20 protein-coding genes and 2 tRNA genes are annotated in these 24447 nt (G+C 54.5%); 11 read left to right on the forward strand and 11 right to left on the reverse strand.

The features are described 5' to 3' along the window. Positions 1–224: 224 nt before the first annotated feature. Positions 225–1679, reverse strand: coding sequence for an AMP nucleosidase (locus tag K2184_RS00370; protein WP_064356493.1), 1455 nt, complete (start codon positions 1677–1679; stop codon positions 225–227). Between the two features lie 132 nt (positions 1680–1811). Then, positions 1812–2069: a hypothetical protein gene (locus K2184_RS00375; protein ID WP_023321252.1), complete on the reverse strand. Its 258-nt coding sequence runs from the start codon at positions 2067–2069 to the stop codon at positions 1812–1814. A 174-nt stretch (positions 2070–2243) separates the two neighbouring features. Here K2184_RS00375 and K2184_RS00380 point away from each other — a divergent pair, with 174 nt between their 5' ends. After that, a complete protein-coding gene (locus tag K2184_RS00380) occupies positions 2244–3779 on the forward strand; it encodes an alpha/beta hydrolase (protein WP_163525802.1) in 1536 nt (511 codons plus the stop codon). Here the strand turns inward: K2184_RS00380 and K2184_RS00385 are convergent. Next, positions 3771–4703 (reverse strand): nucleoside recognition domain-containing protein, encoded by a 933-nt coding sequence (locus K2184_RS00385; RefSeq protein WP_004103538.1) that lies wholly within the window; start codon positions 4701–4703, stop codon positions 3771–3773. The genes K2184_RS00380 and K2184_RS00385 overlap by 9 nt on opposite strands. Positions 4704–4929: 226 nt before the next feature. Here K2184_RS00385 and pagP point away from each other — a divergent pair, with 226 nt between their 5' ends. Further along, positions 4930–5505 (forward strand): lipid IV(A) palmitoyltransferase PagP, encoded by a 576-nt coding sequence (gene pagP / locus K2184_RS00390; RefSeq protein WP_163525801.1) that lies wholly within the window; start codon positions 4930–4932, stop codon positions 5503–5505. A gap of 34 nt (positions 5506–5539) precedes the next feature. Here the strand turns inward: pagP and K2184_RS00395 are convergent, their stop codons facing one another. From K2184_RS00395 to K2184_RS00405, 3 genes are read right to left on the reverse strand one after another with little or no spacing between them, the layout of a single operon-like run. Then, positions 5540–6463 (reverse strand): acyltransferase, encoded by a 924-nt coding sequence (locus K2184_RS00395; protein ID WP_163525809.1) that lies wholly within the window; start codon positions 6461–6463, stop codon positions 5540–5542. A 38-nt stretch (positions 6464–6501) separates the two neighbouring features. Then, positions 6502–9564: an efflux RND transporter permease subunit gene (locus K2184_RS00400; protein WP_163525800.1), complete on the reverse strand. Its 3063-nt coding sequence runs from the start codon at positions 9562–9564 to the stop codon at positions 6502–6504. After that, on the reverse strand, positions 9564–10649 hold the full coding sequence (locus tag K2184_RS00405; RefSeq protein ID WP_004113865.1) for an efflux RND transporter periplasmic adaptor subunit: 1086 nt from the start codon (positions 10647–10649) through the stop codon (positions 9564–9566). The genes K2184_RS00400 and K2184_RS00405 overlap by 1 nt, the downstream gene beginning before the upstream one ends. A gap of 538 nt (positions 10650–11187) precedes the next feature. Between K2184_RS00405 and K2184_RS00410 the strand changes: the two genes are divergently transcribed. From K2184_RS00410 to K2184_RS00420, 3 genes are all read left to right on the forward strand, one after another. Further along, entirely contained in the window at positions 11188–11619 is a 432-nt protein-coding gene (locus tag K2184_RS00410) for a universal stress protein (protein WP_163470958.1), read from the forward strand. 50 nt (positions 11620–11669) lie between these two features. After that, positions 11670–14357 carry a cation-transporting P-type ATPase gene (locus tag K2184_RS00415; RefSeq protein WP_133497449.1) on the forward strand — a complete coding sequence of 896 codons (2688 nt, stop codon included), beginning with the start codon at positions 11670–11672 and terminating at the stop codon, positions 14355–14357. A 240-nt stretch (positions 14358–14597) separates the two neighbouring features. Beyond that, positions 14598–15560 (forward strand): alpha/beta hydrolase, encoded by a 963-nt coding sequence (locus K2184_RS00420; RefSeq protein WP_163524821.1) that lies wholly within the window; start codon positions 14598–14600, stop codon positions 15558–15560. Between the two features lie 346 nt (positions 15561–15906). Here the strand turns inward: K2184_RS00420 and K2184_RS00425 are convergent, their stop codons facing one another. Then, positions 15907–16314 carry a cupin domain-containing protein gene (locus K2184_RS00425; protein WP_032728417.1) on the reverse strand — a complete coding sequence of 136 codons (408 nt, stop codon included), beginning with the start codon at positions 16312–16314 and terminating at the stop codon, positions 15907–15909. Positions 16315–16441: 127 nt separating this feature from the next. On the opposite strand from K2184_RS00425, the gene K2184_RS00430 reads away from it, so the two are divergent. Next, on the forward strand, positions 16442–17368 hold the full coding sequence (locus K2184_RS00430; protein WP_026055910.1) for a LysR family transcriptional regulator: 927 nt from the start codon (positions 16442–16444) through the stop codon (positions 17366–17368). Positions 17369–17425: 57 nt separating this feature from the next. Here K2184_RS00430 and K2184_RS00435 read toward each other — a convergent pair. After that, positions 17426–17501: transfer RNA gene (locus K2184_RS00435), tRNA-Asn, on the reverse strand. Positions 17502–17601: 100 nt separating this feature from the next. Further along, on the reverse strand, positions 17602–18402 hold the full coding sequence (gene mtfA / locus K2184_RS00440) for a DgsA anti-repressor MtfA (protein WP_160885917.1): 801 nt from the start codon (positions 18400–18402) through the stop codon (positions 17602–17604). 90 nt (positions 18403–18492) lie between these two features. Between mtfA and K2184_RS00445 the strand changes: the two genes are divergently transcribed. After that, a tRNA-Ser gene (locus tag K2184_RS00445) sits at positions 18493–18582 on the forward strand. Positions 18583–18811: 229 nt separating this feature from the next. Here K2184_RS00445 and K2184_RS00450 read toward each other — a convergent pair. Then, positions 18812–19867, reverse strand: a complete 1056-nt coding sequence (locus tag K2184_RS00450; RefSeq protein ID WP_024274419.1) for a porin — start codon at positions 19865–19867, stop codon at positions 18812–18814. Positions 19868–20504: 637 nt separating this feature from the next. Here K2184_RS00450 and drpB point away from each other — a divergent pair. From drpB to K2184_RS00470, 4 genes are read left to right on the forward strand one after another with little or no spacing between them, the layout of a single operon-like run. Next, on the forward strand, positions 20505–20786 hold the full coding sequence (drpB, locus tag K2184_RS00455; protein ID WP_017145614.1) for a cell division protein DrpB: 282 nt from the start codon (positions 20505–20507) through the stop codon (positions 20784–20786). Positions 20787–20828: 42 nt separating this feature from the next. Further along, entirely contained in the window at positions 20829–21524 is a 696-nt protein-coding gene (locus K2184_RS00460; protein ID WP_163524823.1) for a phosphohydrolase, read from the forward strand. A 56-nt stretch (positions 21525–21580) separates the two neighbouring features. After that, positions 21581–23014 carry a DNA cytosine methyltransferase gene (locus tag K2184_RS00465; RefSeq protein ID WP_163524825.1) on the forward strand — a complete coding sequence of 478 codons (1434 nt, stop codon included), beginning with the start codon at positions 21581–21583 and terminating at the stop codon, positions 23012–23014. Then, complete coding sequence (locus K2184_RS00470) at positions 22995–23489, forward strand: very short patch repair endonuclease (RefSeq protein WP_023321243.1); 495 nt, start codon at positions 22995–22997, stop codon at positions 23487–23489. The genes K2184_RS00465 and K2184_RS00470 overlap by 20 nt, the downstream gene beginning before the upstream one ends. On the opposite strand, the gene yedA is transcribed toward K2184_RS00470, so the two are convergent. Further along, positions 23464–24375, reverse strand: a complete 912-nt coding sequence (gene yedA, locus K2184_RS00475) for a drug/metabolite exporter YedA (RefSeq protein WP_004103473.1) — start codon at positions 24373–24375, stop codon at positions 23464–23466. The two genes, K2184_RS00470 and yedA, sit on opposite strands and share 26 nt — an antisense overlap. Positions 24376–24447: the final 72 nt, after the last annotated feature.

A 24447-nucleotide genomic window follows, 5' to 3' on the forward strand; every position in this document is an offset into this window, starting at 1 on the left:
ATTGCGGAAGTTAGCACAATAATATTTCAGACAAGCAGTGTGGCTACGGTCAGAGAAATAGTTAGCACTAAAGAAATAAATGTTTTAATTTATAGCGAAAGGGTAATGGTGATTATCCCCTGGTCCGAATGACTCTCTTTCTCTAACGCTCAGTCCGGCGGGTGGCCGCGTAAATATGTCACGCCATCCGGACTGAGTTTATTCTGCTCGTGTTATCTATGCGCTTAACGGAACGGCGGTTCGTTGAAGGTTCTCAGCTTGCGCGAATGCATATGGTCGCCTTCGGCGCGTAGCAGGTCAATCGCCCGAATACCAATCTGCAAATGTTCGGAAATCGCCCCTTCATAGAAGCGGTTAGCCTGTCCCGGCAGCTTGATCTCACCGTGCAGCGGCTTATCGGAGACGCACAGCAGGGTACCGTAGGGAACGCGGAAGCGATAACCCTGCGCGGCAATGGTCGCGCTTTCCATATCGATAGCCACCGCGCGGCTGAGGTTAAAGCGCAGCGCCGAGGCCGAGTAGCGCAGTTCCCAGTTACGATCGTCGGTGGTAACCACCGTTCCGGTACGCAGCCGCTGTTTAACCTCTTCGCCGGGCATTCCGCTAACCTGCTTGGTGGCGTCGTAAAGCGCGCGCTGAACTTCGGCGATGCTCGGAATAGGGATATCCGGCGGTAGCACCGCATCCAGCACATGGTCATCGCGCAAATAGGCGTGAGCCAGCACGTAGTCGCCAATCGTCTGGCTTTCGCGCAGGCCGCCGCAGTGGCCAATCATCAGCCAGACGTCCGGGCGCAGCACCGCCAGATGGTCGCAGATGTTTTTAGCGTTAGCCGGGCCTACGCCAATGTTAATCAGCGTGATCCCCTGACCCTCTTTAGTGATCAGGTGCCAGGCCGGCATCTGATGCTTTTTCCACGCCAGATCGGAAATTGCCTCTTCCGGGGCCTCTGTGTCCGCCGTTATCCAGATCCCGCCCGCGCAGGAGAGGGCGATATAGGGGCTATCGGGATCGAGAATTTGGCTACAGCCCCAGCGCACGAACTCATCGACGTAGCGGGTATAGTTGGTAAATAGCATATACGGCTGGAAATGCTCAACCGGCGTGCCGGTGTAATGACGCAGGCGCGCCAGCGAGAAATCGACGCGGCGGGCGTCGAAGTGCGACAGGGGATAGTATTCCGTGGAATGGAACAGGCCATCGGCAGTCTCATCGCCAATTTGCGACAGCTCGGTGGTGGGGAAAAAACGCGTTAAGCCGGCGCTCATTGAACGGTCGAGCGTGAGCTCGGAGCCATCAATCACGTACGGATAGGGGATCTCATGCTGCGATAGTCTGACGGTAATGCAGGCATCGTAATCCTGATACAGCATGGTGAGCTGTTCCAGCAAATAGGCGCGAAACAGTTTAGGGTTGGTAATGGTGGTGGTATAGCAGCCGGTATGGGTAAAACGGCCCCAGGCCCGGGTTTTTAAGGCTTTATGCTCCGAGCCGTCCCACGATACCGACAGCTCCGGGTAAACGAACAGTCCTTCCGCACGGGCGCTATTATCGGGAAGCGTATTATGGTGAATATATTCGCCGATAGCTTTACGCAGCGCATTGACCGATTTTTCATAGAGCGCTTCGAGTTGCGTGAGCGCTTCTTCTGGGGTCAGCCTGGCGGCTTTCTGGTTCATGACCTACTCCTTATTTCTGCTCTGCTGACGTTGTGCTTAGTATGTCACAGACTGAAACAGGCGTCGGACAATTTACCCCGCTTAGCTAAGAAAGTACTGAGATTAGAACCCGTTGAAGCTGGATACTATCCATTAACCGGTGGGGGCATTGACGATAGCGGCCCAGCGATCGGCGCTAAAATGGGTGGCGTTGAGCACCTTTACGGTGAGGGTTTTATCGTTATTAATGCAGTAAAGCGCGTCCGCCAACGGCGTCAGCTTATCGCCTTCCTGTAGACGCCGGGCGCAGGGAGTCAGTTCCGCCACAATCGTTAACTGGCCGCTTTGCAGAACCGCCCAGGTATGTGTAGACGTTGTGGCCTCGCGTAGTTTTTTAATCCACCATTCCATTTGTTAATTCCTGACCGGTTACCCCCGGCGATAATTCCTGTTTGCATCTCATCTGACAATAAGAACAGGCAGTTGGTTTAGTCTATGTTTAAAAAGAGAATCGCAGGATCTGCTGCGCTCTGGGTAATAATCCCACCCGGTGGATAAAGAGATAATTCGGACAGAAATATGGCAATGATGCGTTTTACCCGGCTGCTGAATAAGTCGGGCTTAAGAATGGTCTCGATGGCGAAAAAAGCCATCATTGGTCTACTGGTGGTGGTGGTGGTCTTTTTTATTGGCCGCATTTACGAATCGCAGCGCGGCCCGTCGCTGCACCGCTGGCACACCTGGACGGCGAATGAAATGACCGCCAGCGAGATTGACCACGCCACTTTTGCTGACTACCAGACGCGGGAAGCGACGATTTTCCGCGATATGAAAAGCCACATTACCGATGCGCTGAGCGACGATGAAAAAACGGCGATTAACCGTTTTTACGCACAAAGCCTGGTCTATCCGGATAAGTTTCATCCGGACTGGAATCGCTCCTTTATTTTGCTGCCGCAGGGCAAACCGCGCGGCGCGGTGGTGCTGCTGCACGGCCTGACGGACTCTCCCTATAGCGTGCATTATCTGGCGCAGCGCTATCAGCAGCAGGGATTTGTCGCCGTCGCCCCGCGGCTGCCCGGGCACGGTACGGCTCCGGGCGCGCTCACCGCCGTGGACCGCGAGGCGTGGATAGCGACAACCCGTCTTGCGGTGCGCGAAGCGACGCGCCTGGCCGGGGATAACGTGCCGCTGCACGTGGTTGGCTACTCCAACGGCGGGGCGCTGGCGCTAAAATACGCTCTTGATAGCCTGGAGGATAAAGCGCTGCGCCGGCCGCAGCAGATAATCCTGCTGTCGCCGATGATTGGCGTCACCGCCTTTGCGCGTTTTGCCGGACTGGCCGGTTTACCCTCGGTATTTCCGGCTTTTGCCCGCGCGGCATGGCTGAATATCGTCCCGGAATTCAATCCCTATAAATACAATTCGTTCCCGGTTAAGGCCGCAAGGCAGTCATGGCTGTTGTCGCAGGCGCTGCAGCAGCAAATCGTGCAGGAGGCGCAAAATCATCGGCTTTCCGAACTGGCGCCGGTGTTAACGTTTCAGTCGGTGATGGACTCCACGGTGAGCACCCGGGCGGTGGTAGAGTCGCTGTATCGCTATCTGCCGGATAACGGAAGCGAGCTGGTGATTTTCGATATTAACCAGGCGGCGAATCTACGCGCGCTATTCCGTCCCTCGCTCTATTCGGCGGTGAATACGTTATTGCCGCCGGCGCCGCGGCCCTATGCCACCACGGTGATTACTAACGCTGCCCCCGACACCTACGAGACGGTGGCCCGCACCACGCTTGCCGGAACGCGAAGCGAAACCGTGACGCCGCTGCATCTTGCCTGGCCGCAGGATATGTATTCGCTGTCGCACGTGGCGGTGCCGTTCCCGCTGACCGATTCGCTCTATGGCCGGGAACCGGCGGAGAAAAATCGCTACGGGATCAGCATCGGCACGATCTCTTTGCGTGGGGAAACCTCGACGCTGAGCGTCGGGCTGGATACGCTGATGCGCGTGACCTCCAACCCGTTTTTCCCCTGGATGATGGTGAGAATTGACCATCATATTGCCTGCAGCGAGCAGGCTGATGTCGCTGCCTGCCTCCGTCCGGAGCCGGTGGCATCAGAATAGCGTCAGGTGCATCACGGTGCGGATGGCGATCCCGGCGATAGCGCCGGCGGCGGCGAAGCGGAACAGGCGCACGAAGCGCGAGCTGACGCCCAGAAAGATACCGATACCCGGGAGGTCAAACGTCTGTACTAACAGACCTGCCGAGGCGTTGATCTGGCTGATGGTCACTTTTCCCTGCTGCACGAGTTCAGAGATCACGCCGAAATAGGCCGTCCCACCAGCCACGCATTTGACCAGCGCCGGGAGCACGAAGTTAACCGGGATGTTCAGCCACAGCAGCAGCGGCAGGAGCAGACGCTGGAGCATCTCAATCAGGCCCGCCGCCTGCATAAACCCGACGATAGCCAGCGACAGGATCAGCATGGGCACCGCGCCGAGCGCCAGGCGAATCGCGTCAGAGCCGGCGCTGTTAATCACGGCGATAATCCCCTGGCTGTTCTGTTCCGCCTCGGGCAGCGCTTCGGCCCGCGCGTTTTCAACCATCGATAGCCTGCGGCCGGTGATATGCCAGGTCACCGCGGCGGCGCACAGTCCGCCGACAATGGAGATAACGATAGAGGCCAGCCAGTGCAGGCCAAAGGGCGTTAATGGATAGAATACGTTGCCTTGCCCCATGGCAAACAGCATTGCCAGCGTAGCGGCCATTTGCCGGTCCGAGGCGCCGCGTTTATCCATAATGGCGAGGGTCGCCAGCGGGGCGGCAAAGCTGACAAAATTCATCTGAATCAGCGCAAATGCGCTCATTCCGGTTAAGCCGAACGGCTTAAGCAGCGGCGCGAGCCAGCGCACGATGACATCCAGCACCCCGCGTACTTCCAGATATTTCATGACGATGAGCATGACAACCATGATTGGCAGCAGCGTATAAAGGGCCACATCGACGGAGGTTTTTCCCGCCGACATAATAATGCTGATGAAATCCATCTATTTCTCAATCACTGCGGACAGAAAGGATAGTTAGCGTCATCATAATCCCACCAGCAAGGAAATGAAATCACCGCAGCGGCTCTCTCTGTCCTGAAATGGGGCCGCAACTGGACTTGCCATTATCGCCAGCCAGCGCACAAAATTTCTTGGCCGATATTTGCAAAGCCTGTTTTTTGTTCTCAAACTGAATTAACACCGGGCGGTTTTCTTTAAGGATAAAACTATGCAACGTTGTCTACGGGTAGCGTGGGGAATTGTGTTTATTTTCGCCTTTTCGGTACAGGCTGAAACGAAGATATATGGCGAGCAGCGCATCAGCGGCTGGTGGAGCTGGTTAAAAAACGATGTCTCGCAGACCTGGAATGAGCCGCAAAACTACGATCTGTATCTTCCGTTTCTCAGCTGGCATAACCGCTTTATGTACGATAAAGAGAAAACGGATAACTATAATGAAATGCCGTGGGGCGGGGGTTTTGGCGTTTCCAGATATAACGCAGAGGGCAACTGGAGTTCTCTCTACGCCATGATGTTCAAGGATTCGCATAACGAGTGGCAGCCGATAATCGGCTACGGCTGGGAGAAGGGGTGGTATCTTGATAGTCGCCGCGATTTTCGTCTGGGACTTGGCGTTACCGCCGGGATCACCGCCCGCGATGACTTTGCCAACTACGTACCCCTGCCGATTATTTTGCCGCTTTTTTCCGCCAGCTATCGCTGTCTGAGCGTGCAGTTCACCTATATTCCCGGCACCTATAATAACGGCAACGTGCTGTTTGCCTGGCTGCGCTACGGTTTTTAAATGCGCTGGCGGTCATGGCCTGAATCGGCGAACGTCAAATAGTAATCACTTTTTTCACCACCGAATTTGACAGCGCCAGCATTGAAATCAGTACCGAAGTGATAAACGTGAGAACAATCAGCATTAATTTGGTGCCCAGTGAGTTAATCGGGATAAAGGCGGTGAGCAGGTGAAAAATGGAGTAGTGGAGAATATAGACGCCGGTCATCGTTTTGCTGATGGTGGCGAGAACGGCCTCTTTAAACTCGCTGTTTTTACGAAACCGAACGCCGTTGGCCGCAATCACCAGCGCGACGACCAGAATATAAATTTGTGAACCGGTAAGAATGAAGGCATTTCTGTCGGCCTTAAACAGGGCGAAAAAGAAATGGCGCTCGTAAAACCAGGTGAAAAGATAAATAAACGGGATGGCGATCATCGCCCCTTTAACCACTTTTTCGTGCCTGAGCCAGCCGGCGACGAGCGGATCGCTGAACAGCTGACCGGTCAGATAAAACAGCAGCCATGTCCATAGCCGATACTGCGGCGCCAGGCTCAGCGCATGGATATCCGGGTACAGCGCGGACAAAAGATCGTACCCATACGAGAGCAGCAGCAGCGAGAAAACTGCAGCAAAAAACAGTTTACGCCGCTGGCTAAGCCACTCGATGACCGGGTGAAAGGTGTAAATCACGATAAACGCAAAGACAAACCACGGCTGGATAAGATAGCCGCGCTGATAAGGCTCCCACAGATAGTACACCGTCATCCAGAACAGAAAGACGATAACCACGCTTTTGATTTTGCCCATTTGCCACTGCGAATCGTGGCGGGACTGCGAGTCGAGATAACCGGCCACCACAAAAAACAGCGGCGTGGCGATAGTCGAAATAAACGTCAAAAACCCGAGGATCCAGTGATAGTCGTAATCATAGCTATCCCAGGTGTTGTAGATGGTGAAGAAGGTCACCGCCGTCATGCATCCCAGCGTTTTGATAATATTTAACCCGGTACTATTCATGGTTGTCGCTTCATGTCCTTATTGTGGAAACAGGCGTAAATTACCGGCAGAACCAGCAGCGTCAGAATAGTAGCAAAACCCAGACCAAACATGATAACAACCGCCATGCTCTGGAAGAAAACGTCCAGTAGTAAAGGCGCCAGGCCAAGCACGGTGGTAAACGCCGTCAGCAGGATAGGGCGCAAACGCGACGTGGCGGCATAAATAATCGCCTCCTGCTGCTCTTTTTCCTGCTTCTGCTGTTCAATCTCCTCAACCAGCACGATGCCGTTACGGATCAGCATTCCACTCAGGCTGAGCAGACCTATCAGCGCCATAAAACCAAAGGGGATGCCGGTGATTAAAAAGCCCGGCGTTACGCCAATCAGCGCCAGCGGTACGGTCAACCAGATGGCAATCGCATTTTTCAGCGAACTGAACATCAGTACGGTGATGATAAACATCACCAGGTAACCCAGCGGCAGGGTTGTGAACAGTCCCTGCTGCGCCTCGCTGGAGTTTTCCGCATCACCGCCCCACTCGATGCTGTAGCCGTGCGGCAGCACCAGCGCATCGATCTGCGGTTTCACGCGGGAGAGGATATCCCCGGAGGTCTGGTTGCTGAGCGGGTCGGGATCGGTCTGCACCGTCAGCACGCGGCTGCGGTCGCGGCGCAGGATCAGCGGATCTTCCCATTCAAGGTGAAAGCCGCTGACCACGTTACTGAGCGGAATATACTGCTGGCGGCTTTGGCTCCAGACCAGCACGTTATTTAAGTGATTCGCATCCTGGCGCTCGGCGGCGGGAGGGCGGACTATCACCGGCAGCAGGTCGGCCCCCTCACGGTACAGTCCCGCGCGGCTGCCGGAGAAGTTCATCTCCAGCGCGTTATCGATATCCTGTTTATCAACGCCCAGTTCGCGCCCAAGGGCGGTGGAGTACTGGGGACGGATAACTTTGCTGCGGTTTTGCCAGTCGTTGCGAACGCCATCGGTGGCCGGGTCTGCGGAGAGGATATCGCCAACCTGGCTGGCGATCAGGCGCAGTCTGTCTGGGTCGGGACCTTTGATCCGTACCTCGATGGCGCTGTCGCCGGAAGGGCCGAACATCACGCGTTTTGTGCTGGCGTTCACCTGCGGATAGTTACGCGCAATATAGCGATCTACATGCTGCGTCAGGGCGGCAATGCTGCGCTGGTCGTCCATGCGCACCATGATCTGCGCATAGTTGCTGTACTGCCGTTGCCCGCTGTAGGTCAGGATAAACCGCATACTGCCCTGGCCGACGGTAGCCACGGTGGTGACGACTCCGGGCTGGCCGTTAATGGCAGTCTCAATATCGCTGGTCATCTTTTCAGTGGTCGCAATATCGGTACCGTAGGGAAGCCAGAGATCGACAAAGAAAATGGGCGTGTTTGAAGAGGGAAAAAAGTTTTGTCGCACCGAACCAAACCCCCAGATAGCGGCGGCCAGCAGCGCCGCCATGACGGTCAGGGTGACGGTTTTGCGCAGCAGAAGGGCCTGCAGAGTCAGCTGATACAGGCGGTAAAAGCGTCCGCCGTACGGGTTGGTATCGGCCTGCGCCACCGGCTGCGATTGAGGCTTAAACAGCCACCATTTAATGAGCACCGGGGTAATGGTCAGCGCCGAGAACCAGCTCAGCATGAGCGAAATCAGCAGTACCTGGAACAGCGATTTACAATATTCCCCGGTCGAGTCCTGCGACAGCCCAATCGGCGCAAAGGCAAGAATCGCAATCACCGTGGCCCCCAGCAGCGGCAGGGCCGAACGGCGAATCACATAATTAATTGCCGTAAGTCGCGTCGATCCCTGCTGGCGGGCGATCAGCACGCCTTCGACGATAACGATAGCGTTATCGACCAGCATGCTCAGGGCGATAATCAATGCCCCCAGCGAAATACGCTGCAGCTCGATCCCCCACAGATACATAATCAGCAGCGTGCCGAGTACGTTGAGCGCCAGCGACAGGGCGATAATAATACCGCTGCGTACGCCCATAAAGATCAATAGTACGCCAACGACAATCGCCAGCGCCATCAGAAAGTTGGTGATAAAACCGTTGACCGAATGGGCGACTTCCGCCGCCTGATCGTAGAACAGGTCAATGTTGATCCCGGCCGGTTTTTCCGCCGACATCTGCGCCAGTTTGTTTTGCAGCGCACGGCCAACATCAATCACGTTAACCCCGGGGATAAACGACACCCCCATGGTGACCGCCTGGCGACCGTTGGCGTGGTAAATGCTGGAGGGCGTTTCGCTCAGCCCGCGCGAGAGCGTGGCAATATCGCGCAGCCGCGTCGCCGTTCCCGAACCGTGCGGGCTGATTAACAGATCGCCCAGCTCGTCAAGGTTGGCAAACTCGCCCGTGGGATGCAGGCGGATCGATTCGCTGCCGGATTTAATTTCTCCGGCGTTAGAGACGACGTTCAACCGGCTGAGGATCGCCGCCAGCTGGTTGAGCGTAATCCCGCGGGCGGCCATTTTCGCCAATGAGATATCAATGTTGATTTGCTGGGGGATCGCCCCGCCGATGGCGACTTTACCGACGCCGGGCACCAGCACCAGTTCACGGCGCAGCTGCTCGGCATAGCGAACCAGCTCAGGGTTGGTAAAGCTCTCGCCGGAGAGGGCGAAGAAGAAGCCAAAGACATCGCCAAAATCGTCATTCACGAACGGAGAAGCGACGCCGGGCGGAAACTGGCGAGCGGCGTCGCCAACCCGGCGGCGCAGTTCATCCCAGATTTGCGGCAGCTCGTTGGAGTGGTAGTGCGAGGCGATGTTGACGGTAATTTGCGACAGGCCGTTAGAGGAAATGGAGCTGACGTTCTCGAGATAGGGCAGCTGCTGCAGCGCGTTCTCCAGCGGCAGGGTGACTTCTTCTTCCACCTGCTGCGCTGAAGCGCCGGGATAATGGGTAACCACCACCGCGGTTTTGATGGTAAACGCCGGATCTTCCAGCCGGCCGATGTTCAGCAGAGCGAAGATCCCGCCGATGCCCAGCAGTAAAATAGTCAGCCAGACGCGGATTGGATTGTTAATAAACTGGCGGGAGATATCCATTACAAACCTCGTTCACGCGTCCAGATTCGAACCGGTTGTTGCGCATGTAATTCGCTGACGCCCGCCGCCACCACGCGTTCGCCGACGCTGAGCCCTTCGGTAATCACCACGCCCTGTGAGGTGATCTGACCCACGCCAACTTTGCGCTCTTCCAGATGGAGCCGATCGCCGCTGCCCTGAACCACCCACACGTGGGGTTCGTTGCGCGGGCGATTATCCGGATTAAACACCGCTTCGACAGGCACCACGACCGCATTTTTGCCGGCGCTGGCGGGCAGGTTCGCCAGATTAACCGTCACCGTTCCGCTCACGCCGCCGACCGAGGGAAAGTCGGCAGGTCGCGGCATGGTCAGTATGATTTGCCAGGTGAGCGTGCTGCTGTCGCTGCTGCCGGTATGTTCTTTGTATTCGGCGGTAAACTGGCGATCCGGTATGGCGTTAATTTTAACCACCGGACGATACTGCGCGTTGCGAATATCCAGCGCAGTAAAGAGGTTTTCCGGAACGCTAAACACCACGTCGAGCAGATCGGTTCGCGTCAGGGTGACAATCGGCTGTCCGGCGGCGACCACCTGATGGTTACGTACCGGAACGTTGGCGGCTACGCCGCTGAACGGTGCGGTTAGCGTCGTTTGCGACAGCTCTTCCCGGGCTATTTTTAGCGCGGCATTAGCGGAGTCGCGGTTGGCTCGCTGGATATCCATTTCCGCTTTTGAAATCGCCTGACGACCGGCCAGGGTCTGGAATCGATCGAATTGCCGCTGGGCGAGGGTGGCGGCGGTTTGCCGCTCATTCACCCGCTGCTGCGCTTCCCGGGCGTTAAGCCGGGCAAGTGTCTGCCCCTGAGTCACATTAGCTCCCTGGCGCACATCAAGAGATTCAATCTGGCCGCCGCGTTTGAAAGAGAGGTCAGTGGAGTCTCCGGACTCAATGCGGGCGGGGAATACGCGCTGCTGTGACTCGCCGATAGCCACCACCTCAGCGACCTTAACCATCCGCGGTAACGGCGTAATTTCTGGCGCTTTCCGATCGCAAGCCGTTGTTATTAAAATAACAAGCGGGATGAGAGAAAAATAACGGTTCACTGTATTCCCCTCGAAGTAAAAGGCTATCTTTTACATATTATTCACAATCGCTGTGTTTATTCAGCGAGGGCCGAAACAACCCAATAAGTAATTAACCCGGTAGCCGTACAGGCGATTATTGCCAGGGCAATAAACAGGCTCAGGCGAAACAGACTGTAACCGAACATTGTTCCTCCTTTAGCTCTAATGCTTAGCTAAGTAAATTCTTATCATAATAATTATTGTGGGGCGGCAGAAAGTGAACAAGCCACTGATAATGAGGATAGTCGCAGTAAAACAGAAATGTTAAAAAGAGCAAAAATTACGGTGATGGCGACGATTTTACCGGGTTGGCAGTTGAATTATCTGGCTGTGCCTGACTCTGTGATATTTTTCAATATATTAATTGGCGGGTTAATCATGTTAACCGTGGTGTGCTACGTTTAATTATACCTACACGTCCAGCAAATTTTGTTCTTGAGATTTCCTCCTCAGTGCCAGCGCCAGTGCCTGGGCTGTTTTCACCACCTTTTTTATAGGTAATAAAAGGATTGTCTCTATGTATAAAAATATCCTCGTGCCGGTTGATGTGTTTGAAATCGGTCTGGCGGGCAAGGCATTGTCCCACGCCCAATTCCTTGCACAAAGCTCCTCCGGAAAGATTCATCTTCTTCACGTGATTCCCGCTTTTTCTCCAGTGCTGACGCGCGGCTTTATTTCCGATGCACGGAAAATGGAAGATTATCTGATGAATACTTCTAAGGAAAAGCTGGTTGAACTGGTTAAAAAACTCACGCTGGCGGAAAACGATATGCAGATTCACATTCGCAGCGGCAACATTCGCGATGAAGTGACCAAACTGGCCGATGAGCTGAAGGCGGATGTGGTGATAATCGGCTCGCGTAACCCGAATATTCAGACGCATCTGCTGGGGTCGGAGGCGGCAGGGATCGTTCGCTATGCCCATGTTCCGGTTTTTGTGGTGCGCTAAGGACGGCCTGAGGCTGTCCTGATTTCCGATACAGGAGTGAGGAGATAACTATGAATACAGAAAAACCGGGCGGCCCGTTCTATCAGCTCTCCGTCGAAGAAACCCTGACCACCACCAACAGTACCCCGGACGGCATCAGCGGTGCTGAAGCGGCAGCGCGCTTGCAGCAGTACGGCGAGAATGCACTACCGCAAAAAGCGGGAAAGCCGGCATGGCTGCGCTTTCTGGCGCATTTTAACGATGTGCTGATCTATGTGCTGCTGGCGGCGGCGCTGCTGACGGCGGTCATGGGGCACTGGGTGGATACTCTGGTGATCCTGGGCGTGGCGGTGATTAACGCCCTGATCGGCCATATTCAGGAGAGCAACGCGGAAAAATCGCTTCAGAGCATTCGCAACATGCTTTCCAGCGAAGCGGTGGTCGTTCGTCAGGGCAACCATGAAACGATCCCGACAACCGCTCTGGTACCCGGCGATATCGTCGTGATCCGCGCCGGCGATCGCATCCCTGCTGACCTGCGGGTTATCGAAGCGCATAACCTGCGGGTGGAAGAGGCGATTCTGACCGGCGAATCGACGGTGGTGGAGAAAAGCACCGAGGCGCTTAGCGGCGAGCTGCCGCTTGGCGATCGTACCAATCTGCTGTTTTCCGGCACCACGGTGAGTTCGGGCGGCGGAAAAGGCCTGGTGGTGGCCACCGGCGGCGATACCGAGCTGGGTCATATCAACCAGATGATGTCGGATATCGAAAAACACCGAACGCCGCTGCTGGTGCAGATGGATAAGCTCGGTAAAGCCATTTTTATCATCATCCTGGTGATGATGGCCGCGCTGTTTGTCTTTAGCCTGCTGTTCCGCGATATGCCGGTTTCTGAGCTGATGCTGTCGTTGATTAGCCTCGCGGTGGCGTCGGTACCGGAAGGTTTACCGGCAATTATCTCCATTATTCTCTCGCTCGGCGTGCAGACCATGGCCCGTCAGAAGGCGATTATCCGCAAGCTGCCTACGGTGGAAACCCTCGGGGCCATGACGGTGATCTGCTCGGATAAAACCGGCACGCTAACCATGAACGAGATGACGGTGAAAGCCGTGATAACCGCCGATAAAGTTTATCGGGTGGAGGGCGACAGCTACGAGCCGATAGGGAATATTCACCCGATCGATGAGCCTGCGCCGGTAACCGTTGCGCCGGGCACGCTGCTGGAACGTTATCTGCGCACTATCGATCTGTGTAATGACAGTCAGCTTATTAAAGATGAAAGTGGGCTGTGGAAAATTACCGGCGGCCCGACCGAAGGGGCGTTGAAAGTGCTGGCGGCGAAAGTCCCGCTCCCGGCGCTCAACACTGAGCTGCGCAGCAAAATCCCCTTCGATTCACAGTATAAATATATGTCGACGCTGTACCGCATCGGCGATGAAGAGATGATTTTGATTACCGGCGCGCCCGATGTCCTGTTCCGCCTGTGCCAGCATCAGCAAACCGACCATGGCCTGGAGCCGCTCGACCAGCCTTACTGGGAAGGCAAAATCGAAGAGTATGCGCGGGAAGGGCTGCGGATGGTGGCGGCAGCGTGGAAACCCGCCGCCGACGGTCAAACGGAACTCACCCATCAGGATTTGCAGCAGGGCGTCATTCTGCTCGGGATTGCCGGGATGATGGATCCGCCGCGGCCGGAGGCGATTACGGCCATCGGCGACTGCCTGCAGGCGGGGATCCGCGTGAAGATGATCACCGGCGACCATCCGCAAACCGCGATGAGTATCGGCAAGATGCTGGGGATTGGCAATGCGGAAAACGCCATTACCGGCAGAGAGCTGGAGGTGATGGACGATATTCAGCTCAGCGAAGCCGCGCAGAAATTCGATATCTTTGCGCGTACCAGCCCGGAGGATAAATTCCGCCTGGTGCAGGCGCTGCAAAGCAAAAAAGAGGTGGTCGGGATGACCGGCGACGGGGTGAACGACGCCCCGGCGCTGAAGCAGGCCGATGTCGGTATTGCGATGGGGATTAAGGGCACCGAAGTGACCAAAGAGGCCGCAGATATGGTGCTGACCGATGATAACTTCGCCACCATTGCCAGCGCCGTCAGGGAAGGCCGCCGGGTGTACGATAACCTGAAAAAAACCATCCTCTTTATTATGCCGACCAACCTCGCGCAGGGGCTGTTGATTATTATTGCGCTACTGGCGGGAAATTTAATTCCGCTGACGCCGGTGCTGATCCTGTGGATGAACATGGCGACCTCCGCCACGCTGTCGTTTGGTCTCGCTTTTGAGGCAGGTGAGAAGAACATCATGCGCCGGCCGCCGCGCGACCCTAAGCTGCACGTGATGGACGGCTTTGCTATCTGGCGGGTTATTTTTGTCGGGTCGATGATTGCCGTCAGCGCCTTTGTGCTTGAAGCCTGGCTACAGCCGCGCGGCTATTCGCCTGAGTTTATTCGTACGGTGCTGTTACAGACGCTGGTTACTGCTCAGTGGTTCTATATGCTCAACTGTCGCGTGGCGGATGGCTTCTCGCTGAGTAAAGGATTGCTGGCGAACCGGGGGATCTGGATTGTCAGCGGCGTGCTGCTGGTGCTGCAGCTGCTGATTATCTACGCGCCATTTATGCAGATGCTGTTTGGCACCGAAGCGCTGCCGTTCCGCTACTGGGTTATCACTTTTATTATCGGTTTTGTGATGTTCCTGATTGTGGAAGTCGAGAAGCCGCTGACCCGGAGATGGCGTACGGCCTGATATTGACCAGAAAGCGGCACTTTAAGTATCCCGGCTCAGTGCGGCGCGAGCCGGGATATTCCCGAATGGCGGCTATCGCCTTAGCAGGATGACAAGACTGTCCGGGGGCCCGATGATGTGATGACTGGCTATCCCGGGCAGGCACAACGCTGCGCCTGCGAGGCTAATCGCGTAGCTTGCAATTGAGATTAATATTAGCAATCATTATCAATAACGATAATGTGCCGGAAAAATCAACCGATGTCGCTTCGCAACTCTTGTTTCGCTTATCCGCCGAAAGGGCGGATTTTTATCGCCGCGCTGGTTACCACCTTGTATGCACTTAACGCTTACGCCAAACCCGATATGAGCCCGCTGGGGCCGAATATCGCCGACCGCGGTTCCGCGTATTATCATTTCAACGTCACGACCTTCGATTCCTCCGATGGTGAACGACATTATAAGGTCTGGACGGCGATACCGAATACGGCGCCGCCCGCGCAGGGGTATCCGGTTGTGTACGCCCTGGACGGCAACGCGGTGATGGACCGGTTGTCCGACACGCTGCTCGAAAAGCTGACGCAAAAAGCGCCGCCCGTCATTGTGGCCATTGGCTATCAAACGAATTTGCCCTTCGATCAAACTGCCCGAGCCTATGACTATCGGCCGAAAGTCGAAGAGGATCCCGCCGATAACCGCTGGGATCGGCGGAAAAGCGGCGGTAGCGGGGCGTTTCGCCGCCTCTTAGAGGATACCATTATGGAAAAAGTTGAGCGTGGGATCGCTATCAACCCTCAGCGACGGGCTATCTGGGGGCACTCCTACGGTGGATTATTTGTTATTGATGCCTGGCTGACGTCATCCCGCTTTCAGCTCTATTTCTCTGCCAGTCCTTCTCTGGGAAGAGGTCAAGCCGTGCTGTTAGACAGAATGGCCGGGGCAAAAGGCGAGGCGTTTAATCGGAACGCCTTATTCCTGATGGAGGGCGCGGTTGCGACGCAGCGCGATTCTTCCGCCGGGGCAGTGGATACGCGCAGTAAAGTTCAGCAGATGGTTTCCCGGCTCAGGAAAAATGGCGTTGCGGTCAGCTGGTGGCCTTATCCCGGCCTGTCGCACGGGGCAATGTTCAGTGCCTCGTTGCAAAGCGCGCTGCTGACGATAAGCGGGACCGAGAATAACCAGGCGTTACTGCAGATAAAACAGCCTGCTGTTGAACAGAGATGATAAACCTGTTTGATCTATTCAAGCCACACATCTGCCGGGTGGCGACTTAACCGGCTTACGAAAACCGGCAATTTCACCATGGGCTCAATCCTACAAATCTGCAGATTCGCTAACATCTGTCGATTCACATCGCCAACTATGATTTTTTAGGCTTACCGGGTTGTGACGATAGGCCGCCAGCTTTGCGCGCATCCCACTGCTGCTGTTATTGGCCGCGCTTACCACGCCGGTGGTAGCGCCGCCAACCTGGAATAGCGCTGAGGCTTTATTTAATTAGCGGAGGAAATTTACCCGAGCGAACCAGCAGAGTTTAGTCATGAATAGGCAAACTCTACAGTTTCGTTGCTTAAGGCAGTTGGCGGTAGGCTTCGTCGGTCACCGGCTCCAGCCATTCGTTAGATGCGCCTTCGGCAGGGACGGCAACGGCAATATGGGCAAACCAGCTGTCGGCGGCCGCGCCGTGCCAATGCTTGACGCCTGCGGGAATATTCACAACATCGCCCGCGGTTAGTTCTCGCGCCGGTTGATTCCACTCCTGATACCAGCCGCGTCCGCCCGTCACCAACAGGATCTGCCCGCCTTTATGGTGAATATGCCAGTGGTTACGGCAGCCGGGCTCAAAGACCACGTTACCGATATTGACCCCTTCCGTGGAGAGCATATTCAGGTAGCTGGTGCCCTGAAAATACTGCGCATAGGCCTCATTTTTCTCCCCTTTGGGAAAAATGCCGTTACCGTCAAATTGTTCGTTCATGGTGTCTCCACATTTCAGTTTCGGGCGTTTAAGCAGCCCATCTGGACTGGCAGAACAAAGTGTAGAGAAGGTTTGATTAAATGATAAGATGGTCAAATATGAATACACTGGTGCAAAAAATTCACCAATGATGAGCAAAGAAAAACTCAACGATCTGCAGGCCTTTGTCACCGTAGCTCAGGAGCGAAGTTTTACCCGGGCGGCTGCAATGCTGGGGGTTTCCCGCTCGGCATTGAGCCATACGCTGCTGGGTCTGGAAGAGCGTCTGGGGGTGCGGTTGTTAATCCGCACCACGCGTAGCGTGTCGCCCACCGATGCCGGAAATCGCCTGCTGGCCGTACTGGCGCCGCGGCTGAATGAAATAGAAAATGAACTGGCTTCGCTGCGCGCTTCACGGGATAAACCCGCCGGCACGGTACGCATCACCGCCAACGATCATGCCATTGTCACCGTGCTGTGGCCCCGCCTGCATCCATTATTAAATCGATATCCGGATATCCATATTGAGTTCAGCGTTGGCTATGAGCTGACCGATATTGCCGCCGGGCGCTTCGATGCCGGCGTGCGGATGGGCGATCAGGTGGACAAAGATATGATTGCGGTGCGCATTACGCCCGATGTGCAGATGGCGGTGGTTGCCGCGCCCGGCTATCTTTCCGGCAAAGCGGCGGTGGCAAGGCCTGAAGATCTGATGGCACACAACTGCATCAATTTGCGTTTGCCCACCCACGGCGCGCTTTACGCCTGGGAGTTTGCAAAGGGCAGCCAAAAAACCAGCGTTCGCGTCGAAGGGCAAACCGTTTTTAATAATACTTTTTTGATGATTCAGGCCGCTTTGGACGGGGCAGGGATTGCCTATGTTCCTCACGACCTGGCGGCGAAATATATCGCTAACCGACAACTGGTGCCGCTGCTGGCCGACTGGTGCCCGGTTTTCCCGGGGTACTATCTTTATTATCCTGGCCGGAATCATCTTCCGACGGCGTTTACGCTGGTGGTTGACGCCCTGCGCTGGCACGCAGAGGGTAAATTGCGCAGCAAAAGGGTGAAGTAAGACGGGGTTATTGCCAGAAAAGCAAAAAGCCTGCTTGAAAGCAGGCTTTTTAGAATTTGGCTCCTCTGACTGGACTCGAACCAGTGACATACGGATTAACAGTCCGCCGTTCTACCGACTGAACTACAGAGGAATCGTGTGAACGAGGCGAATACTACTGGTCTCGTATTTTTGTGTCAACACTAAATTTAACTTGCTGATTCAATTGGCTAAATTTAATGCAGGTCGTTGTTTTAGTGTACTGCCGGGCTATCGCCATCCTCCTGCGGGCTATTCTCGCGTAATCTCTCCAGCGGATCCTGGCGATAGAAATGGCAGAAACGCTGCCAAAGCGCGGGAAAGCGTGGGGCAAACAGCTCAGGGGCGCTGAAGAAGTATTCAGAGAGCACCGCAAAACATTCGGCAGGGTCGCTGGCCGCGTAAGCGTCAATACTGGCGGCGCTTTCGCCGACCAGATCGATCTCATCCTGAATATTGTTCATTGCTGCATGGAGATCGTGTTCCCAGCCAGCGACTTCGCGTAGCGGAATGAAGGGGACGCCGCTTGCGCGATCGCCATTGCGGGTATCCAGCTTATGCGCCACTTCATGGATAATCAGATTGAAGCCAGAAGCGTCGAAGGAGTCCTGAATATCCAACCAGTTGAGAACGATCGGCCCTTGTTGCCAGCTTTGCCCTGATTGTACGATTCGCTGGCTATGCACCAGGCCGATATCATCTTCCCATTCGTCGTCGACAACGAACGGAGCAGGGTAGATGAGCACCTCGTGAAAACCATCTAACCACTCGATCCCCAGTTCGAGAACCGGCAGGCAAAACAGTAGCGCAATACGCGCGCTCTGCAGGTGAGTGAGCTCAAGCCCCTGTAATGCAACCAGACGCTTTTGCTGCAAAAAGCGGGAAGCCATTTGCACCAGCTGCTGCTGCTCATGGTCGGAGAGGTTGGCTAACACAGGGATGGCAAGCGCCTTTTCCCAGGGGATTTCCGCGTTGCCGGACTCTTCATCTACTTTCCAGGGCCATTTAAACATCATATTGCTCGCAAAGTCGTCACTTGAACTGATTTAAAGAGACAGGAACTATTAAAATGCCAAAGAACCTGGCATTATAGCAACCTCAACAGCGGAGAGATGCCGGAGCGGCTGAACGGACCGGTCTCGAAAACCGGAGTAGGGGCAACTCTACCGGGGGTTCAAATCCCCCTCTCTCCGCCACTATTCAAACACTTACGTGATTTCCTTTCAACGACTCCCGTCACAAATGGTATCGTGCCTTTTTAAGGCTACAATCATCATCTTCCTGGTTTACTGCTCTGGCAATCGTTAGAGATCGCAACATTGTGTGTTTGACTCGTCGCGATGCCAACGGTTTACAGATGAGGTTCGCCGTTATAAAACAAAAAACCCGCACGAGGCGGGCTTGAGATAAATGCACTAAACAATCTTAGAACTGGTAGGTGATACCTACAGCGAACTGATCGTCAGTTGATGCGCCAGTGATATAAGAATCTTCGTCATCCACCAGGTTGAATTTGTATGCGGTGTAAACGTTGAAGTTCTTGTTGAAGTAGTACCAGGTACCCAGTTCAACGTAGTTCATGATATCGGCATCACGGTTACCGTTCAGATCTTTGCCTTTGGCATAGACGTAGCCCAGGGACGGACGCAGGCCGAAGTCAAACTGATACTGAACAACGGCTTCAATATTCTGAGTCTTGTTAGCAAAGCCACCATACTCCATGTGAGTCATGTTATGGGACTCACCGTACATGACAGATGCGTAGACGTTATTAGCATCATATTTAGTGGCGAGGCTCCAGACTTCAGCGTTTTCGCCTCTGCGGTCCGCAGCCTGTTCATCAGTACGGTCAGAGTTGCTGTATGCGCCAACGAAACCGAAGCCGTCGATGTTATAGTTAACGGAGAAACCGAAGCCGTCGCCGTTGGCTTTAGCGCGGTCAGTGTCGTTGTTTTTACCCTGATACTGCAGAGCAAAGTTCAGGCCATCTACCATGCCGAAGAAATCGGTGTTGCGGTAGGTTGCTACGCCGTTGGTACGACCGGTCATAAAGTTGTCGGTATAAACCAGACCATCGCCACCCCATTCAACCAGCATGTCGGTGTAACCTGCCGCGTCATAAACCACGCCGTAGTTACGACCATAGTCAAATGAGCCGTAGTCGCTGAATTTCAGACCAGCAAACGCCAGACGGGTATCATCAGCCTGCTGGCCTTCTGGTTTGTCTGCTTTGATATTGTATTCAAACTGGCCGTAACCGGTCAGTTCGCTGCTGATCTGAGTTTCGCCTTTAATGCCGAAACGCGCATAGGAGGTATCGTCGGAGTTGTTGTTGTCGCCATCATGGGTCATGATGTGCTCGCCAACCATTTTGCCGTAGAAATCGAGTTTGTTGCCGTTCTTATTATAGATTTCTGCTGCATTAGCCGCGCCAGCGACTAATAAAGCTGGAACCAGAATTGCCAGTACTTTTCTTTTCATTATATATTCCCTTTTAATCATAATTAATATGAATTGTGTCACTCCCTCCGGGTTGACTATTTGATACTAGCGATTAAGTTCATTTTTCTTTAAGTGAAATATGTAAGTAAATTATATCTAATATTACAAAATGTTTCTGTTATATTCATTATATTTAAATTCTATCATTTTGTGATGACTTATATTTTGTTTTTATGCTTATCAATAACAATAGGTTATGTGTTTAATCTGGGTTATTCTTGTTACAAATAGGTTTCATGAGGGCTATGATTGTTTTTTTTGTATTTATATATTTAATGTATTATTTAAATGACTCGCAAGGAGCAATTTCGTGCAACGAGAAGGCGTTTTCATGTGCGCGGTTTAATAAAATTAAATATGGTAAATGCAATGCAGATGCCGGCAAAAATGGCCGTGAGAATATATTTTTTATCATTATTTTGTATTATTTCAACAGGCAACAAATTGATTAAGTATATATAGCGGCCCCCTGATATTGAATAGAACTCGCGCACTCGAGCGTCCCGGTCAGCAAGATCTGCTACCTTGCAAGAATTTTTATTATATAATGTGATGAATGTCACTATTTTTCACTGAGTCCGTGATGTTGGTTGTTGAATATATGGAGAACAGATTAATGGAAGAGAAAGCGAAAAGAAGCCCTGGCGGGAAGCTGGCACTATGGGCGTTTTACGCTTTTTGCGGCTATTTCCTGTGGGCGATGGCGCGTTACTGGTGGGTTGTCGGGCAGATCCAAAGCGTACCCGGCGCGACGATTGACGGTGAGCTCGGTTCAACGACAGGGAAATGGATCGGCGCGCTGCTGGGATTTCTGGTATTGGGCATTGTCGGCGCTATTCTCGGCGCAATTGCCTGGTATACGCGTCCTGACCCGCAGATGTATGAACATCACGAATAAAGTTGCTATGCTCGTTGCTGACCTGATCTCAAAGGAGCGCGCATGGATCTTTATCAATGGCAGCAACGATTTGAAGCCTGGCTAAGTGGACATCACTCGCAAGGGGATGCCGCTCACGATATTTCACACTTCCGCCGGGTATGGGCCACCGCGCAGCGGCTGGCCGAAGAGAGTGATGCTGACCGGCTGGTGATCCTCACCGCCTGCTATTTTCACGATATTGTCAGCCTGGCGAAGAACCATCCTGAGCGTAGCCGCTCTTCGGCGATGGCTGCGGAACAAACGCTGACTATCCTGCAGTCAGATTTTCCCGATTTTCCGCCGGAGCGCTATGCGGCGGTTCTGCACGCCATTGAAGCGCATAGTTTTAGCGCGGGGATGGCTCCCCGCAGTGAAGAAGCGAAAATTGTCCAGGATGCCGATCGGCTGGAGGCTTTGGGGGCGATTGGCCTGGCGCGCGTATTCGCGGTATCCGGTGCGCTGAACAATATCTTGTTTGATGCCGACGATCCCTTTGCCGATCGGCGTGAACTGGATGATAAAAAATACGCGCTGGATCACTTCCAGTGCAAGCTGCTGCGTTTACCGGAAACGATGCAGACAGAAAAGGGTAGGGCGATGGCGCTGCACAATGCGCGCTTTCTGGTTCAGTATATGGCTAAGCTCAGCGCCGAACTTCGCGGAGACCCGATGTCCCTTGATGACAAGGTTTTGCAGCGCTTTGATCCACTAGCATAAAACTGCCCGCGCTATTTATGGTAACCTCTGCAAAAATAGTCGGGCTGGTTGAGGTTATGGCGCAAAATTTATCCAAGGAAAATCCCCCGTCTTTTAAGGTTGAGCATACCGAAGAAGACGCGCAGACGTTATTGCGCCAGCTAATGGCAATTTATGACGTTAAAACGCTGGTGGCGCAACTGGTTGCCGTCGGTGAGCAGCACTGGAGCCCGGCTATCCTCAAGCGCGTTGCGACGGTATCGCGCGCGGCAGGGCGCATAAGCGCGCAGGAGCAGGCACATCTTCGTTCGCTCCTGCCGCAGCCTCCAGCGCATCATCCCCACTATGGATTCCGCTTCGTCGACCTGTTCGCCGGCATCGGTGGTATTCGTCACGGTTTTGAGGCGATTGGCGGGCAATGCGTGTTTACCAGCGAATGGAATAAACATGCGGTGCGCACCTATAAAGCTAACTGGTACTGCGATCCTGAGCAGCATCGCTTTAATGAAGATATCCGCGACGTCACGCTGAGCCATCTCCCTGAGGTGAGCGATGAAGAAGCCGCGCAGCATATACGCCAGGCAATCCCGCAGCATGACGTACTGCTGGCCGGCTTCCCCTGCCAGCCTTTTTCACTGGCCGGCGTCTCAAAGAAAAATGCCCTTGGACGCGCTCATGGTTTTGCCTGTGAAACCCAGGGAACGCTGTTCTTTGACGTGGTAAGGATCATCACCGCCCGCCAGCCGCCAATTTTTGTGCTGGAGAACGTCAAAAACCTGAAGAGCCACGACAAGGGGCGGACCTTTCGTATCATTATGCAAACGCTCGATGAGCTGGGTTACGAGGTTGCCGATGCGGCGCATACCGGAGCGGACGATCCTAAGGTGATTGATGGACGCCATTTTTTACCTCAGCATCGGGAACGGATTGTGCTGGTGGGTTTCCGGCGCGACCTCCAGCTCCATGAGGGTTTTACCCTGCGCGATATTGCCCACCTCTATCCTGCCAGCAGACCTACTTTTGGCGAGCTGCTGGAACCCACGGTTGACGACAAGTTTATCCTCACCAGGGTGCTGTGGAAGTATCTCTATCGCTATGCGCGTAAGCATCAGGAGCGAGGGAACGGTTTTGGCTACGGGCTGGTTGATCCAACGAATCCGCACAGCGTGGCGCGCACGCTCTCTGCCCGCTATTACAAAGATGGCGCGGAAATCCTCATCGATCGCGGCTGGGATCGGCCATTAGGCGAAAAATATTTTGATGACCCGGAGAATCAGTTGCGTCGTCCGCGCAGGCTGACGCCGCGGGAGTGCGCGCGTCTGATGGGTTTTGAGACGCCGCAGAGGTATCGTTTTCGTATCCCGGTCTCGGACACTCAGGCCTATCGCCAGTTCGGCAACTCGGTCGTGGTGCCGGTATTTGCTGCGGTAGCGAAGCTGCTGGCACCGCGAATCGAAAAAGCGGTAGCCATGCGTGAGCAAGAGATTAACCATGGCCGACGTCCACGATAAAGCCACCCGTAGTAAAAACATGCGCGCGATCGGCACCCGCGATACGGCAATTGAGAAACGGCTGGCGGGGCTGCTGGCGCGTGCCGGTTTTTCCTTTACCGTACAGGACGCTGCGCTCCCCGGCCGCCCGGATTTTGTGGTATCAGACTATCAGTGCGTAATCTTTACTCACGGCTGCTTTTGGCACCATCACGACTGCTATCTGTTTAAGGTGCCCGCGACGAGAACCGAATTCTGGCTCGACAAGATAGCCAAAAACGTGGTGCGCGATCGCCGGGATATCGGGCGACTGGTGGAGCAGGGATGGCGGGTGCTGGTGGTCTGGGAATGCGCGCTGCGCGGGCGAAAGAAGCTTAACGACGAAGCGCTGGGCGAACGACTGGAAGAGTGGATCTGCGGCGGCGATCGGTGCGCGCAGATCGATACTCAAGGCATAGGTCTGTTAGACGTTACTTCTGCGCCTTACAGGACGTAATCTCGCGACGAACCGGGAACAGGTATTTGCCGAGCGTCACCAGAATGACCGCAAAAATTATGATGCCGAGCGCCAGCCACTCTACGGGAGATAAGCTTTCCCCGGCAAAACCGGTGCCCAGCAGGACGGCGACTACCGGGTTGACGTAGGCATAGCTGGTCGCCACGGCTGGCGTCACGTTACGAATTAAATACATATAGGCGTTGATGGCGATAAGCGATCCGAAGATAGCCAGATAGGCGACGGCAAAAATGCCGGACCATGAGGGTATCTGAGTTAACTTTTCACCGCTCAGCGCGGAGGCAATCATCAGCACAATCCCTGCCGCCAGCATTTCAACCGCGCCCGCCATCATACCGGTGGGGAGCTCAATCCGCGAACCGTAGACCGAACCAAAGGCCCAGCTCATCGAGCCGATCAGAATCAGCAGCGCTCCCCAGGGGTTACCGTTCAGGTTGCCGCCGCTATTAAGCAGAACAATACCTGCCAGACCTATCGCGATCCCTAACCACTCAAGCTTGCGGGTCGCAATACCAAAAAAACGGCTAAAACATAGGGTAAACAACGGTACCGTCGCGACCATGACTGCCGCAATACCTGAGGGGACGTGCTGGTGTTCGGCAAGCGTCACAAAACCATTGCCTACGGCCAGCAGCAAAACGCCGATCAGCGCCGCGTTGAGCAGTGGTTTGCGCGAAGGGAGCTTATGGCCCGTGGCCAGCAGCCAGGCGAGCAGCACCGCGCCAGCGGAAAGAAAGCGCACGCCAGCCATCATCAGCGGAGGCCAACTGGCGACGCCAACGGCGATAGCGAAATAGGTGGAACCCCAGATGATATACAGCGCAAACAACGCCCCGATGAGCGGCAACAGCTGACGGGTAGACATACTTCCTCACGACGGTGCAGAGATAGAAAGGAGACGTATAGTAAACGTGAAAACTATCGTGCTGGCGAGCGC

Origin of the sequence: Klebsiella sp. K5-306 (assembly GCF_051835185.1) — a bacterium.
In the GTDB taxonomy this organism is placed as follows: Bacteria; Pseudomonadota; Gammaproteobacteria; order Enterobacterales; family Enterobacteriaceae; genus Klebsiella; species Klebsiella oxytoca.

Coding starts and splice junctions, on each gene's coding strand:
- K2184_RS00370 (WP_064356493.1), bottom strand. CDS start 1,679: ATGAACCAGAAAGCCGCCAGGCTGACCCCAGAAGAAGCGCTCACGCAA.
- drpB (WP_017145614.1), top strand. CDS start 20,505: ATGGAAGAGAAAGCGAAAAGAAGCCCTGGCGGGAAGCTGGCACTATGG.
- K2184_RS00450 (WP_024274419.1), bottom strand. CDS start 19,867: ATGAAAAGAAAAGTACTGGCAATTCTGGTTCCAGCTTTATTAGTCGCT.
- pagP (WP_163525801.1), top strand. CDS start 4,930: ATGCAACGTTGTCTACGGGTAGCGTGGGGAATTGTGTTTATTTTCGCC.
- K2184_RS00410 (WP_163470958.1), top strand. CDS start 11,188: ATGTATAAAAATATCCTCGTGCCGGTTGATGTGTTTGAAATCGGTCTG.
- K2184_RS00385 (WP_004103538.1), bottom strand. CDS start 4,703: ATGGATTTCATCAGCATTATTATGTCGGCGGGAAAAACCTCCGTCGAT.
- yedA (WP_004103473.1), bottom strand. CDS start 24,375: ATGTCTACCCGTCAGCTGTTGCCGCTCATCGGGGCGTTGTTTGCGCTG.
- K2184_RS00470 (WP_023321243.1), top strand. CDS start 22,995: ATGGCCGACGTCCACGATAAAGCCACCCGTAGTAAAAACATGCGCGCG.
- K2184_RS00465 (WP_163524825.1), top strand. CDS start 21,581: ATGGCGCAAAATTTATCCAAGGAAAATCCCCCGTCTTTTAAGGTTGAG.
- K2184_RS00420 (WP_163524821.1), top strand. CDS start 14,598: ATGTCGCTTCGCAACTCTTGTTTCGCTTATCCGCCGAAAGGGCGGATT.
- K2184_RS00400 (WP_163525800.1), bottom strand. CDS start 9,564: ATGGATATCTCCCGCCAGTTTATTAACAATCCAATCCGCGTCTGGCTG.
- K2184_RS00460 (WP_163524823.1), top strand. CDS start 20,829: ATGGATCTTTATCAATGGCAGCAACGATTTGAAGCCTGGCTAAGTGGA.
- K2184_RS00395 (WP_163525809.1), bottom strand. CDS start 6,463: ATGACGGCGGTGACCTTCTTCACCATCTACAACACCTGGGATAGCTAT.
- K2184_RS00415 (WP_133497449.1), top strand. CDS start 11,670: ATGAATACAGAAAAACCGGGCGGCCCGTTCTATCAGCTCTCCGTCGAA.
- K2184_RS00425 (WP_032728417.1), bottom strand. CDS start 16,314: ATGAACGAACAATTTGACGGTAACGGCATTTTTCCCAAAGGGGAGAAA.
- K2184_RS00375 (WP_023321252.1), bottom strand. CDS start 2,069: ATGGAATGGTGGATTAAAAAACTACGCGAGGCCACAACGTCTACACAT.
- mtfA (WP_160885917.1), bottom strand. CDS start 18,402: ATGATGTTTAAATGGCCCTGGAAAGTAGATGAAGAGTCCGGCAACGCG.
- K2184_RS00380 (WP_163525802.1), top strand. CDS start 2,244: ATGATGCGTTTTACCCGGCTGCTGAATAAGTCGGGCTTAAGAATGGTC.
- K2184_RS00430 (WP_026055910.1), top strand. CDS start 16,442: ATGATGAGCAAAGAAAAACTCAACGATCTGCAGGCCTTTGTCACCGTA.